The organism is Mucilaginibacter terrenus (assembly GCF_003432065.1).
Classification (GTDB): domain Bacteria; phylum Bacteroidota; class Bacteroidia; order Sphingobacteriales; family Sphingobacteriaceae; genus Mucilaginibacter; species Mucilaginibacter terrenus.
The window spans coordinates 1,630,178-1,643,237 of sequence record NZ_QWDE01000001.1 but is presented as its reverse complement, the minus strand read 5'-3'; the positions used below and the strand labels follow the sequence as shown (position 1 = coordinate 1,643,237).

General features: G+C 45.7%; 13 protein-coding genes. 5 read left to right on the top strand and 8 right to left on the bottom strand.

Going from position 1 to position 13,060, the window contains the following annotated elements; translation table 11 throughout:
- Window positions 1-4: 4 nt before the first annotated feature.
- From DYU05_RS07250 to DYU05_RS07230, 5 genes are read right to left on the bottom strand one after another with little or no spacing between them, the layout of a single operon-like run.
- The gene (locus DYU05_RS07250; RefSeq protein ID WP_117382285.1) at window positions 5-1,720 is read right to left on the bottom strand and encodes a GMC oxidoreductase; all 1,716 of its coding nucleotides are present in this window, start codon (window positions 1,718-1,720) and stop codon (window positions 5-7) included.
- Between the two features lie 18 nt (window positions 1,721-1,738).
- Entirely contained in the window at window positions 1,739-2,857 is a 1,119-nt protein-coding gene (locus DYU05_RS07245) for a hypothetical protein (protein WP_117382284.1), read from the bottom strand.
- Window positions 2,857-3,591 (bottom strand): glucosamine-6-phosphate deaminase, encoded by a 735-nt coding sequence (locus tag DYU05_RS07240; RefSeq protein ID WP_117382283.1) that lies wholly within the window; start codon window positions 3,589-3,591, stop codon window positions 2,857-2,859. Before DYU05_RS07240 ends, DYU05_RS07245 begins: the two co-directional genes overlap by 1 nt.
- 2 nt (window positions 3,592-3,593) lie before the next feature.
- Window positions 3,594-4,685: a Gfo/Idh/MocA family protein gene (locus tag DYU05_RS07235; RefSeq protein WP_117382282.1), complete on the bottom strand. Its 1,092-nt coding sequence runs from the start codon at window positions 4,683-4,685 to the stop codon at window positions 3,594-3,596.
- 7 nt (window positions 4,686-4,692) lie between these two features.
- Complete coding sequence (locus tag DYU05_RS07230) at window positions 4,693-5,376, bottom strand: GDSL-type esterase/lipase family protein (RefSeq protein WP_117382281.1); 684 nt, start codon at window positions 5,374-5,376, stop codon at window positions 4,693-4,695.
- A gap of 332 nt (window positions 5,377-5,708) precedes the next feature.
- Here DYU05_RS07230 and DYU05_RS07225 point away from each other — a divergent pair, with 332 nt between their 5' ends.
- Together DYU05_RS07225 and lysA are read left to right on the top strand one after the other, a co-directional pair.
- Window positions 5,709-7,019, top strand: coding sequence for an aspartate kinase (locus tag DYU05_RS07225; protein ID WP_117382280.1), 1,311 nt, complete (start codon window positions 5,709-5,711; stop codon window positions 7,017-7,019).
- A gap of 138 nt (window positions 7,020-7,157) precedes the next feature.
- The gene (lysA, locus tag DYU05_RS07220) at window positions 7,158-8,327 is read left to right on the top strand and encodes a diaminopimelate decarboxylase (RefSeq protein WP_117382279.1); all 1,170 of its coding nucleotides are present in this window, start codon (window positions 7,158-7,160) and stop codon (window positions 8,325-8,327) included.
- Here lysA and DYU05_RS07215 read toward each other — a convergent pair.
- Window positions 8,324-9,118: a hypothetical protein gene (locus tag DYU05_RS07215; RefSeq protein ID WP_117382278.1), complete on the bottom strand. Its 795-nt coding sequence runs from the start codon at window positions 9,116-9,118 to the stop codon at window positions 8,324-8,326. The two genes, lysA and DYU05_RS07215, sit on opposite strands and share 4 nt — an antisense overlap.
- A gap of 7 nt (window positions 9,119-9,125) precedes the next feature.
- A complete protein-coding gene (locus DYU05_RS07210; protein ID WP_117382277.1) occupies window positions 9,126-9,782 on the bottom strand; it encodes an HAD family hydrolase in 657 nt (218 codons plus the stop codon).
- Window positions 9,783-10,129: 347 nt separating this feature from the next.
- Here DYU05_RS07210 and DYU05_RS07205 point away from each other — a divergent pair, with 347 nt between their 5' ends.
- The 3 genes from DYU05_RS07205 (at window position 10,130) to DYU05_RS07195 (ending at window position 12,215) form a co-directional block, all read left to right on the top strand.
- Window positions 10,130-11,269, top strand: a complete 1,140-nt coding sequence (locus DYU05_RS07205; RefSeq protein ID WP_133300189.1) for a GAF domain-containing protein — start codon at window positions 10,130-10,132, stop codon at window positions 11,267-11,269.
- 104 nt (window positions 11,270-11,373) lie between these two features.
- Complete coding sequence (locus DYU05_RS07200; RefSeq protein WP_117382275.1) at window positions 11,374-11,916, top strand: TIGR02594 family protein; 543 nt, start codon at window positions 11,374-11,376, stop codon at window positions 11,914-11,916.
- A 107-nt stretch (window positions 11,917-12,023) separates the two neighbouring features.
- Window positions 12,024-12,215 (top strand): cold-shock protein, encoded by a 192-nt coding sequence (locus DYU05_RS07195; protein ID WP_117382983.1) that lies wholly within the window; start codon window positions 12,024-12,026, stop codon window positions 12,213-12,215.
- Window positions 12,216-12,307: 92 nt separating this feature from the next.
- On the opposite strand, the gene DYU05_RS07190 is transcribed toward DYU05_RS07195, so the two are convergent.
- Window positions 12,308-13,012 carry a hypothetical protein gene (locus DYU05_RS07190; RefSeq protein ID WP_117382274.1) on the bottom strand — a complete coding sequence of 235 codons (705 nt, stop codon included), beginning with the start codon at window positions 13,010-13,012 and terminating at the stop codon, window positions 12,308-12,310.
- Between the last annotated feature and the right edge of the window lie 48 nt (window positions 13,013-13,060).

Below are 13,060 nucleotides of genomic sequence, written 5' to 3'. Positions count from 1 at the left end.
AATATTAAAGCTTACCTTCTTTCATTTGGTTAACTGCATAGGTTGCCGCCCGGGCGGTTAAAGCCATATACAATATAGACGGACTTTGATTGCCTGTACTGGCCATGCAGGCCCCATCCGTAACAAATACGTTTTTGCAGAGGTGCAACTGGTTCCATTCATTTAGTAACGATGTTTTTGGGTCTTTACCCATACGCACGCCGCCCATCTCGTGGATGTCCAGCCCGGGTGCTTGTTTGGTGTTGTGTGTTTGTATGTTCTTGCAGCCGGCTTTTTCCAGCATCTGCGACGTTTGCGTGTGAAAGTCTGCAATCATCCGGTCGTCGTTGTCATCATACGCTACGGAGGTAACCAACAACGGGATCCCCCACTGATCTTTTTTGTCATCGCTCAGGCGCACATGGTTGCTTTCTTTAGGTACGGTTTCGCCCTGTAAATAAGCAAACACATGCCAGCTGCCGGGCTCACAAAGCTCGTCCTTATATTTCGCGCCTATCTGTTCTGTGGTTTTTTCAGAATGTTGATCACGATACGCATTCATGAAAGTGGTGTAACCACCCTTAAAATCAGTTTCCTGTTTGTGCAGGTTGCGGAAGTTAACCAGGATAAGATCCGTAGGGTTGCGGCCGTAATAGTAGCTGTCCAGGTAACCGTCCAGGTCTGCCGTTACCGAGGCTCGATAATTATGAAAAGCGATGTATTTACCCATTAAACCATTGTCGTTGCCTAAACCATTAGGAAAACGCTTTGATTTTGAATTAAGCAGTACAAGGTTGCTGTTTAGTGCAGATGCATTGAGGAAGATGATACGTGCCTTGTATTCTATTACTTGCTTTGTCTCAGCATCGATCACCCGCACGCCGGATGCTTTACCCAACTGTTCGTCGTAAATGATGGAATGTACTACAGAATGCGGGCGAATGGTGAGGTTGCCTGTCTTTTTTGCCCAGGGAAGCGTAGAACTTACCGAACTAAAGTATCCTCCGAATGGGCAGCCTCTCATGCACATATTACGTGCCTGGCATTTGCCCCTCCCTTGCTGCAGGTGTACTTCACCTGGTTCCGTGAGGTGTGCCCAGCGGGCGTGTACCAGGTGCCGGTCGGTATAGTTTTGTTTAAGCGATTCACGGATGTGTTTTAAGGGCGCATTCATCTCAAACGGTGTCATGAATTCGCCATCGGGCATTGCCTCCAGGCCATCTTTGTTACCGCAGATGCCTATAAATTTTTCTACATGGGAGTACCAGGGTGCAACGTCTTTGTAACCAATTGGCCAGCCTATACCATAACCAAAGCGCTCAGGAGCGGTAAATTCAAATTCGCTCCAGCGTTGGGTAGCGCGGCCCCAGGTGAGCGATTTGCCACCAACCTGGTATCCGCGGATCCAATCAAAAGGTTTTTCCTGTACATAAGGGTGATCTGCATCCTTTACAAAAAAGTGATCGCAGTCGTCGCCGTAACCCGCAGCCTTGGTTATAAGCGGGTTTTCTTCCTGCTGTGCACGGTTAATACTTCCACGATACCTGAATTCCCATGGCGGGGTTGCAGCAGTAGGGTAGTCCTTAATGTGTTCTACGTTGCGGCCGCGTTCCAGCACCAGGGTCTTGAGGCCCTGTTCGCAAAGCTCCTTAGCGGCCCAGCCGCCACTTATTCCTGAACCGATAACAATGGCATCAAACGTGAGCGACGCAGTATCGCCCGGGGTTGTATTTACAGACATGAAGAAGTATAATTGGTATTATAAAGATGCTGATATTTTCTGAGATAAATACCCAACCAACGTACTAATTGCAGGGCTTTCGCCGGTATTTATGTAACAATTTGATACGCTGTTTGCGAGGATGAGCGCCAAACCGGCATCTAAACCTAAAAGGCTACCGAGGCAATAACCAGCGTTGAAGTTGTCCCCGGCGCCCGTAGAAATAAGTGGATTGTCAATAAACTGCGGAACATCAACATAATTGCCATTTACATCCCAAGCCAGGGAGATTTTGGAAGTATGAATGATGAGGGTAGATACTTTAAGCAAACTAAACAAGTCCTTACCAACCTGTCCAAGATCCTGCGGGATTTGCTCATTAACCAGGATCCTGTACAGTATGCCTGCCTCATTGCGGTTAAGGCTCAAGGTTGCCTTGCCATAGCGGCCAAACTCTGCTATAAGCTTTAGTGCGGTTGTGATAGCTTCGCTACTGCGTTTAGAACAATCGGACAGGTCGAAGAAGAACTGCTTCGGATCGGTAGTGGGCGGTGCATTTGAGAATACATCTTTCAGTAAACCCTGCCAAATGGCATTGGAGTGTTCCAATTCGCTCCAGTTTACCAGGCATATTAAATCTGCGCTTAAAAAAATGTCCTTTAACTGGGTTAGGCCGATTGCATTATCAATGGTATTCCAGTCGGCATGGTTAAGGTCGGTCATCTGCGCGAGCATGATCTTGCCATCGGCAAACTCCATTGCCGTGGTAAACCCCGGGTTGGTAAAACTGTATAGACTGCAGGCTGGATGCATGGCGGCAAACGCGGGACTTAAGGCAGGCACACCGAAAGCGCCTACACAGCTCACGCTAGCGCCAAGGGCACCCAGCGCATTACTCATGATGGGCATGTTACCGCCAAGCTTCTGTACAAGTTCCTCACTTTCCAGGCTGAAGCCCGAACCGCTCTTTGCCGAGATATAGTTTCCAAACTCTTTAATAGTTTGGAAAAACACCGTAATGCCTTCAATAGTTTTGTTGTTGACCACCTTTACAATGGAGTCTACAAATCCGTCAAACCCGGCAGCTACCTTTTTACCAGATAAAAGTGCAGGCGCATTGTTTAACGCCGTAATTAACTGCGACAACTGCTGATTCATCAGGATGCGCGCTCCAGTTCGGAAGCCGCAAACTTGTCCAGCAGGATGCGGGCATGCGGAAGCGTTTGCAAAATAGTAGCCGGAACATCAACGCTGATATGCCCTTGTAGCGAGTCGGCAATGATGCCGGCCTTTTTGGTGCCTGCTGCTATTAATATAGGTTGTTTAGCTTCCTGCAAGTGCTTTAAGCCAAGTGTAATGCCTTTTGTTAAAGCTGTTTCTTCCTGGAAGTATTTCTGACCTACCTGCACTGTTATAGGATCCAGGTCAGACACATGGGCATACAGGTCCCAGTCAGTTCCTGGTTCGTTTAAGCCGAGGTGGCCGTTCATACCAACACCTACCATCATAATATCCAACCCGCCTTTACTACTGATAAAGTTGTTTATACGCTCGCATTCGGCTTCCAAGTCATCTGCCTTGGCGTTGAACATCACCACGCGCTCCGGATCAATGTCCAGATGGTTAAAGAAGTTTGTGTGCAGGTAATGCTTGCAGCTACCGTGGTTGCTTTCATCCATGCCCACCCATTCGTCTAATCCTACTATATAGCAGCGGCTCAGGTCGGCAGTGCCCTCATGAGCATATTGCACCAGGTAGCGTAACATGCCGGTAGGCGATTCGCCGGATGGGAAACAGATAACGGAATCAGGCTTTTCTTGTAGTTGCTGTACCACGAGGTCGGCAGCTGCTTTAGACATTTCGTCGTTAGTGTCGTATATTTTTATTTTCATTGTTATTCTTGTGTAGGGTTTAACCAAAGATCGACCGGTTTTTTCACTTGGGCAGAATAAGGAAGCATGATTTTTTTGCCGAGCCCGGCAGAAGCGTAAGCAGCGTAGATCATTTCCATTACGGCGCGACCATCCTCACCGGTAACCAGCGGGGTTTTGTCCTCGCGGACGCATTCAATAAAGTGCTTTAATTCGTGTGGATAACCCTGGTTAAACACTTCTTCAAAAATGGTAAATGTCCACCCGGCGGTAGTGTCGGCTTTTTCCATAGCATAGCCATAACCCTCACGGCTGTAAGTAAGTGCCGAGTTACCCAGAAATAAGTCGGCGTAAATTACTCCACCGGTACCATATACCTCACACTTGTCATCCATGCCGCCGTGCTTGGCCCAGCTGCTTTCTGCTATGCAGGTTACGCCGTTCTCAAATTCTACAACAACCACGGCATTGTCCTCGCCTTTGGTGCGGCCTTTGTGAAACACCGTTGCCATGGTTGCGTAAACGCTTTTAGGCATTGCATGATTGGTCATCCACCTGAACCAGCCCAGCGCGTGGCATCCCATGTCCATTAATACGCCTCCACCAGCCAGATCAATGTCATAGAACCAATCTGTATGAGGGCCGCTGTGCTTTTCAGACTGCTTTAGCATGTATACCTCGCCCACGGCTCCTTCATTAACCAGGTGCCGGGCACGCTCGTATTTAGGTGCAAAACATAGCTCTTCTGCGTACATCAGTTTAACGTTGTTTGCTTTGCATGCGGCAATCATTTTATCTGCTTCTTCAAGCGTTACAGCCAGCGGCTTTTCTATGATAATGTGCTTGCCTGCATTTGCTGCTTTAATGCAGTATTCCGCATGCAGGTAGTTTGGTACGCATATATCCACCACATCGCAATCAGTATTTGAAAGCAGTTCATCAACACTGGTGAACGATTGCGCTATGTGGTACTTTGCAGCAAATGCGCTGGCCTTTTCCGCACTGCGGGCGTAAACAGCCACTACTTCAGCTTCGGGAATAAAGCGGTGATATGATTCCAGATGTATGTCGGATATAAAGCCGGCGCCAAGAATGGCTACTTTTGTTTTAGTCATAGCAAGTTTACAGGTACTTGAGTTTTTTTAGATAAGCCACCCAAATTTCATAAGCAGCAGGTTTAAGATGCAGGCCCTCGGCGGTAAGCTCCGCTTTTAAAAGCCCGCTCTTGTCTGCAAAAATGGGCCACAGATTTATGTAGGTGTAGTTTAAAGCCGTGGCATTTGCCTGCAGCATTTTGTTAATACGTGGGATATGTTCGGCTTTGTCGTAATGCTGCGGAAAATGCGGCATTGTTGGATTAAGCGGTAAAATACTCTCTACATAAATCTTGGTATCGGGGCTCTTAGCATGTATTTCCCGCACGATCATAGCGTGATTGTAAGCAATCACCGAGTCGGGTATGTCCTTGCCTATGTCGTTTATCCCAATAAGCAGGAAGATCTTTTTAGGCTTGCGAATGGTAACATCATCTAATCGTTTTAGTAAACCATAAGTGATATCACCACCAATGCCGCGGTTTACTACCGTGGTGTCTTTCAGGATGCCGGCCCAGTTGCCCATTTCCGTGATACTGTTCCCCAGGAACATAATACCGCCGGTGGTCACAGGATGTTTCTTAAACTCGGCAAGCCTTTGCACGGTATGCTCCGGTATGAACGCTATGGTATCAAACAGATTTTGGTTTGTAGGCTTATGCTGCGCCATTGCAAACAAGGGCACAAACATCAGCAGGAAAATGTATTTCATTGATAGTTTACTTGGCAGCTAAAATTAACAAATTACAAACGGGATTAAACAGTTATTTTAATTTGAACGAACTCACCAACTCACCCCGGCGTCGCTACCGCTTGCCGACCCTCTCTACGCTGCGCGTAAAGAGGGTGAGGAGAAAAAGGTTAGAAGATAAAATATGATCCGCTAACAGCACCCCCTCTTTCCGCAAAGCGGAGAGAGGGGGCAGGGGTTCTGAAGCCTCCAAAATATTTTCCTACCTTGTAGATAGAACTGCTTTAAAATCCTATTTTTAGCCCCTCAATTGCAGCAGCGTGTTAGCTGCGGTTGGTTAATAGCACAAGTAGATGAAAGTTTTAAAATTTGGCGGTACATCGGTCGGCAGTCCCGCCCGTATGAAAAAGTTGCTGGATATCATTAATCCTGCAGAGCGCCAGATAGTGGTGCTATCCGCAGTATCGGGAACCACTAATAGCCTGGTAGAAATTGGCCAGGCTTACCTAAGCGGTGATAAGCAAAAGGCAGCTAACCTGATCACTATACTTAAAGATAAGTACGAGGTGTTCATCACCGAACTCTTAGAGAAACCTGAGTTTTACGAGCAGGGCAAAGAAGTAATAGATTACCACTTCAGGTTGCTTAACAACCTGGCTAATGATCTGTTCACTACAATAGAAGATAAGATCATATTAGCTCAGGGCGAGTTGCTTTCTACCACATTGTATCATATATACCTGAAGGAGATAGGCGTGCCATCTGTACTGTTGCCTGCGCTTGACTTCATGAAAATAGATGAAGATAACGAACCTGTTGTTGACCACATCACATCAGAATTAACTCCATTGCTGGAGCAGCACCCGGATAATAACCTGTTTATAACACAGGGCTTTATATGTCGTAATTCTTTTGGCGAGATAGATAACCTGCGCCGCGGTGGCAGCGATTATACTGCATCATTAATAGGTGCGGGCATCAAGAGCGAGGAAGTGCAAATATGGACCGACATTGACGGTATGCACAATAACGATCCACGCATTGTTAAAGGTACCACGCCAATAGCGCAGCTATCTTTTGACGAGGCTGCTGAACTGGCCTACTTTGGCGCCAAAATACTGCACCCGCAAAGTGTGTTCCCGGCGCAGAAATATAAGATTCCCGTGAGGTTGCTTAACACGATGGACCCGCAGGCGCTTGGTACACTAATTACCAACGATAGCGAGAAAGACCGGATCAAGTCAATAGCTGCTAAGGACGACATTACTGCTATTAAAATACAAAGCAGCCGCATGCTGCTGGCGCATGGCTTTTTACGCCGGGTTTTTGAAGTATTTGAGCGTTACCGCACCAGTATAGATATGATCACCACATCTGAGGTGGCGGTATCATTAACTATTGATGATACCACTTACTTGGGCGAGATCACCAAAGAGCTGGCTGCATTTGGAACAGTGGAAATTGATGTGAACCATACTATTATATGCGTTGTAGGTGATTTTGGTGCGGAAAAGCATGGCTACGCAGCCCGTGTTCTTGAAGCGTTGAAGCACATCCCAATCAGGATGATATCTTACGGCGGCAGCGACCACAACATGAGCCTGCTGGTGAAAACCGAAGACAAGGTGGAGGCACTAAGGAGCTTGCATAACAGGTTGTTTTAGACCATCACACTAACACAAACACGTTGTCGAAAGATGACAAGCAATCTTGGATTAGCATGTTTATCAGGGAACGATAACCCTATAGCTAAGAGATTGCTTCGTTCCCCGCAATGACGAAGTTGATAACAAAGAGAAAAGATGTTCACACAAGATACCATAGAACGCTTTAAAGAACTGGAAACACCGTTCTATTACTACGATACAGAAGTGCTGCGCAGCACGCTGAACGCCTGCCGCGATGCATCATCAAAATACGGCTTTCATGTGCATTATGCGATGAAGGCAAACTTTAACCCGGCAGTGGTTGATGCCATACAATCTTATGGGTTTGGTGCCGATTGCGTAAGCGGCGGCGAAGTACGTTACGCTATTGAACATGGCTTTGATAAAAGCAAGGTGGTGTTTGCAGGTGTGGGAAAATCTGACAAGGAGATAAACGAAGCGCTTGATGCAGCTATCTTCTGTTTTAATGTGGAATCTGTACAGGAACTAGAGATTATAAATGAGCTAGCCGCAGCCAGGGGTAAAGTTGCGGGTGTAGCCATCCGTATAAACCCTAATGTTGATGCCCATACGCATCATTTTATAACTACAGGTTTAGACGAGAACAAATTTGGTGTAAATACCTGGCAGTTGAACGATGTAGTTGCTGCATTGCGTAAATCCGCCAATCTTAAGTTCCTTGGCATACATTTTCATATAGGTTCGCAGATAACCGATATGGAGGTTTACAAAAGCCTTTGCATCCGCATAAACGAAATGCAGGACTGGTTTGAAGATCACGGCTTCCAGATAAAAGTTTTAAATACAGGCGGCGGCCTTGGCGTTGATTACCACAACCCGGACAGCAACGGCATAGCTGACTTTGAGAGTTACTTTGCCGTCTTTAAAAAGTTCCTTAATGTTAAACCTGGCCAGGAAGTTCATTTTGAGCTTGGCCGGGCAATGGTAGCACAATGTGCTTCACTGATATCACGCGTGCTGTACGTTAAAATGGGGCAGAAGAAGAACTTCCTGGTGCTGGATGCCGGCATGACCGAACTGATCCGCCCGATGCTTTACCAGGCGTACCATCAAATAGAGAACCTAAGTCGTACAACAGGAGCCGAAGATCAGGAGACTAACTCACACCTTCATTACGACGTGGTCGGCCCCATTTGCGAAAGCACAGACTGTTTCCGTAAAGATGTGGAGCTTCCGGTATCTCAACGTGGTGACCTGATAGCCGTGCGTACAGCAGGTGCTTACGGCGAGGTGATGGCATCAAACTACAACCTGCGCGAAAGGGCGCCATCCGTTTACGCTTAAAATTTATAGGCTAGGCCAAACTGTACTGCCCCGCTTATATCTCCAACGGTTGATCCGGAAGCCATAGTAGTGTGAAAGTTGAAGTGCTTGTAACCTACAAAAGACGTTATGCCCAACATAGCGCTGCTCTCTGTATGCACGTGTAAATCCTCGTCCACACGGTTTAGGTCGCGGGTTATATTGCCTGGCGTTTGGTTTAAAAACAGTTTGAAGCCGAAATTGGTGTTTGCATCAGGCTTTATGATAACCTCTGTGAAGATGCCGTAACTAAACATGCCTGACTGCGCTGCACTGGATACATTAGGCTGGCCTACCTGCGCTTTTCTAAACGCTAGAAAACTACCGCTTTCATGCGAATAGGTCAGGTCAATTCCTATTATCCGGAAATCCGTCTTTCTTGTACTGAGGTAAAATGACCCTGATCCGTTTAAGCCATACCCGTAAAAAGATTTATTTACAAGCGGACTGATAGTGCCATTATCTTCTGTTTTGGTGCGGCTGTATACGCCGGTATAGCCCAGTGCACCGTAACTGAGGTTGAAATGACGTAGCGTGTGGGATCGGTAAACATTAAGCAATCCGCTTTGAGAACCGCCCTGACTGCCAGCGCCATTTTGAGCCAGGTAAACACCGGATGCGTAAACCCTTGTTTTTACCGAATCTTTCGAATGCGGTTTAATCATGAATTGTACATCGTTATGGTAAAGCCCGGGTGCGTAATAGCTCTTGCTACAGGATGAAACTGCGGCTGTAGTTAAAATAAAGGCGGTAAGGTTTAGGTACTTTTTCAATGTGGTTTTAGGTTTGTATCAGTTGTTTTATTTTAAGGTCGTTAAAATCTGCTGCGAAGCCCAGGATGTTTTCCCGGTCTTCAAAGTCTTCCGGATCATGCGTAGTTGTAAGTATACAGGCTCTCATTCCTGCATTCTTTGCAGCTTCGGCACCTTTAGGTACGTCTTCAAACACAACACAATCCTCCGGAGCTACACCCATCATTTTTGCCGGTTTTATAAAGGTCTCCGGATCTGGTTTGCTGTGGGTAACATCATCAGCGCTAACAATTGCTTTAAAGTAATGCCGTATGTTAAGATTATCCAACACAAAATCAATATTAGCTGTTATAGCGGCAGATCCTATTGCCATAGGTATGCCTGCCTGGTAAGCGTCCTCTAAAAATTCCTTCAGGCCGGGGAGTAATTCCATATGGCCCTTATATTCCAACCGGTATTGTTCCTCTTTGTCATTGGAGTACTTTTCTGCCTCATCATGGCTAAACTTGCCTTCTCCAAAAAGCCTTGCCAGTACTTCAGGGTTTTTGCCGTATATATTTGCTTTTATCTGGTCTTCGCTAAAGCCCGCGTGTAATTCTTCGTTCAATAGCCGTGTCCATGCTTTGGCGTGGTAAGGCATATCGTTTACCATGGTACCGTTAAGGTCAAAAATAAATGCTTTCATCAGTGGTAAAAATAACCTTTATAGCCAAAACCACGCAATTGTAATCGTCGTATATCAAATAGCTTACGACTTTTACATTTTATATGATACAATATGGCCAAATATTAATAGCTGCGCTTGGTGGTGGGTATGCGTGTTATTAATGATTTGGTAAGCCCCATGGCAAAAGCCCAGGGGCTTTTTTGTTGGTATTTTTCTACGTATATAAACCCCTGATATATACCTATAGATGCTGATGCAAATACTTAAGCTTAAGGCAATTGCCTTGTAATTAAAGTGAGGTTAAAGTGGTGGTTAAATTTGCATTTACCACAAACTGTTTAAACATTTATTTGTATAATGCTGCAATGAAATATACCGAGGAGGAACGCCTAACGGCTGTCAGCAGATTCATGAGTCCGGATGATGGTATCGCCAAGGATTTAAATGACCTGGTGAATCTGGTCGCGGAAATTTGTGAAACGCCCGTTGCTTTGGTCACGCTTCTTGACAAGGACACCCAGTGGTTTAAGGCAGCTAAAGGCACCGATCTGGAATGTACCGACCGTGGTGTATCGTTTTGCAATTACACAATTGAGCAGGAAGAAGTGCTGGTAATACCTGACATGTTGCTGGATATCACTTTTAACACAAACCCTTTAGTTACCGGTGAGCCAAACGTGCGTTTTTATGCCGGTGCACCATTGATAACTAAAGATGGATATGCCTTGGGCAGCCTTTGTGTAGTGGATATGGAGCCGAGGCAGCTTACCCAGCACCAGTTAACCTCTATAAAGATATTGGCCAAACAAGTGGTAAACCTAATGGAATTACACTGGAGCTTGGGTTCACTTGATGTACAATATCGCCGGGAACAGGAGATGGCTGCTGCCCATCGCGAGTCGGAGATAAAGCTGAAAGCAATATTCGACAGCTCGGTAGATGATCATATTTTGGCAGGGCGAAATTTTGAGATTTTGGCGTTCAATCGTGCTGCAGCTTTATTTGTGCGTACACATCACCAGCATAAGCTGGCCACGGGTGACAATTTGCTGGCCTACACCGATCGTAATATACTTTCCCAATTTAAAAAATACTACACCATAGCACTTTCTGGTCGATCTATTAAGCGCGAATGGTTGCTTTCATCCGGTACAGCTAACGAGTGCTGGAAAGTTACCACCTTTATTCCGGTGCGCGATACAGATGGCGAAGTAATAGGAGTGGCCCTGAACTCTACCGACATAACGCACCGTAAACATCAGGAAGCTTATATAAACGTACAGAACGAAGCATTGCAGCGTATTGCTATTATGCAGTCGCACGAGCTACGCCGCCCTGTAGCATCTTTATTAGGCATTATGGACCTTTTGAAAATGGAGGAGGTTGAGTTTAATTATCTTGACATGATGGAAGTTACTATTAACGAGCTGGACGAAAAGATCCGCGGAATAGTTAAAGACTCTGAAGATACCCTTCACGGTCGCCGTTTGTCTATCGTAGCCTAAAAGTTGCTTTTGCTACAACAACCGTGTTTTTACTGAACATTTTTGGTGTAAACACTCTTGTATTGCTAAAAATATTAGCTATATTTATGTAAATATTTATAGCAATGAAAACCATCCCTGAACCTTATGCCTGGGTTGCTAAAGAACCCGGCCCCAAAATGCTGAAAGAAGCGCTAACCCATTATGGTTTACTGGAGCACAAAGGCACCGGTAGTAATCCCGACATTATGAAATGGGCTAAAGAAGTTGGCGTGGCCGGCTGGTATACCGACGACAGCGTACCGTGGTGCGGCCTTTTTATGGGCATTTGTGCCCAGCGTGCAGGCTTCCCGTACAACACGCAGCTGCTTTCGGCATTGGCATGGGCCAAATGGGGCAAACATGTTGATGATGACAAAGCCATGCTGGGCGATACACTGGTGTTTATACGCCCCGGCGGCGGCCACGTTGCCTTTTACATAGGCGAGAGCAAAGAGAATTACTTGATATATGGCGGCAACCAGGGCGACACTGTTGGGTTTACCTGGATAGCAAAAAGCCGGTTGTTTGCGGTACGTCGCGCTATCTGGAAAGTATCGCAGCCGGAAAATGTCCGCAAGATATTCCTGAACACCACAGGAGTTGTACTAAGCAGTAACGAGCAATAGAGTGGCCCTATAGCTTGCCTGTACACCAGCTACAAAGCAACTATTGCTTTTAAATTATACCATTGCCGATTATTATGCCTACCTTGCGCACTTTAATAAAATATACAATGCAAAAAGGAACAGTAAAATTTTTCAATGAAACAAAGGGTTTTGGCTTTATTATCCCTTCAGAAGGTGGCCAGGAAGTATTTGTTCATTCTACAGGCTTAATCGATCAGATCCGCGAAAACGATAGCGTTGAATTTGACGTGGAGAACGGCCGCAAAGGTTTAAACGCAGTGAATGTAAAAGTTGTTTAATTATAATAATACAATTTAGCGTAAAAACGCCCCGCAATTTGCGGGGCGTTTTTTGTTTATAGGAATCACTATAAAGTATAATTTATAGTGAGTTATGCTTTATCTGTGCGGAACACAGCTACATTTTGCGGGTAAAGTAGTATAAGCAGGAAGATGGATGAAATGCCTAACTCCAGCAGCTCGGAGTTTTTAGAGCTTGGGATAATACCAATGCAAACGAACAGCGCAATAGCGGCAATGATCTGTACACGGTGTGGCACAGGGATACCTGCCCAATCTATAAAACGCTTAACGCCTGGCTTTTTAGCGTAAAGCCATGGTAGCAGGAAAAGGTATAAAGCCACTGTTAAACCAAGCAACCAGGTAAAAACAATCTTGTTCACCTTTTCGCCATCTACAACCATGTTATGCAGGTTGGTTTCATGCTGTGCATTGTTCTCCAAAAAAAACTCAGATGATTCCACATGAAATATTCGCTGACCCCAGCTTATTTCTTCGCCTGCTACAAAAAAGCCGAACAGCGCAGCCACGCTCATACACAGGATAAACATCCAGCTGCGTTTGCTTGCCAGCTTAACCAGGTAAACTATAGCAGTGACTACAGCTACGGATAATGGGAAAACGGTAAAGTTCTCTATAAAGCCGTCTTCGCTGGTATATACATCCTCAAACCACTGCTTGTTTACAAAGCAAATCACAATTCCTGCTATTACCAGTGCAAAAACAATGGTCAGCATTGCAATTTCTATTTTGTTGATCTTTCGGCTTGAAGTAGCCGGCTTGCTTAACTCAGGCATGATGTGTAGTTGATGCTAATTTAACATGCAAACCTAACACACTCCCGC

Excerpts from the sequence above, each read along its gene's own strand:
- DYU05_RS07225 (WP_117382280.1), top strand. The coding sequence starts at position 5,709 with ATGAAAGTTTTAAAATTTGGCGGTACATCGGTCGGCAGTCCCGCCCGT.
- lysA (WP_117382279.1), top strand. The coding sequence starts at position 7,158 with ATGTTCACACAAGATACCATAGAACGCTTTAAAGAACTGGAAACACCG.
- DYU05_RS07200 (WP_117382275.1), top strand. The coding sequence starts at position 11,374 with ATGAAAACCATCCCTGAACCTTATGCCTGGGTTGCTAAAGAACCCGGC.
- DYU05_RS07240 (WP_117382283.1), bottom strand. The coding sequence starts at position 3,591 with ATGAAAATAAAAATATACGACACTAACGACGAAATGTCTAAAGCAGCT.
- DYU05_RS07205 (WP_133300189.1), top strand. The coding sequence starts at position 10,130 with ATGAAATATACCGAGGAGGAACGCCTAACGGCTGTCAGCAGATTCATG.
- DYU05_RS07195 (WP_117382983.1), top strand. The coding sequence starts at position 12,024 with ATGCAAAAAGGAACAGTAAAATTTTTCAATGAAACAAAGGGTTTTGGC.
- DYU05_RS07210 (WP_117382277.1), bottom strand. The coding sequence starts at position 9,782 with ATGAAAGCATTTATTTTTGACCTTAACGGTACCATGGTAAACGATATG.
- DYU05_RS07230 (WP_117382281.1), bottom strand. The coding sequence starts at position 5,376 with ATGAAATACATTTTCCTGCTGATGTTTGTGCCCTTGTTTGCAATGGCG.
- DYU05_RS07190 (WP_117382274.1), bottom strand. The coding sequence starts at position 13,012 with ATGCCTGAGTTAAGCAAGCCGGCTACTTCAAGCCGAAAGATCAACAAA.
- DYU05_RS07245 (WP_117382284.1), bottom strand. The coding sequence starts at position 2,857 with ATGAATCAGCAGTTGTCGCAGTTAATTACGGCGTTAAACAATGCGCCT.
- DYU05_RS07235 (WP_117382282.1), bottom strand. The coding sequence starts at position 4,685 with ATGACTAAAACAAAAGTAGCCATTCTTGGCGCCGGCTTTATATCCGAC.
- DYU05_RS07250 (WP_117382285.1), bottom strand. The coding sequence starts at position 1,720 with ATGTCTGTAAATACAACCCCGGGCGATACTGCGTCGCTCACGTTTGAT.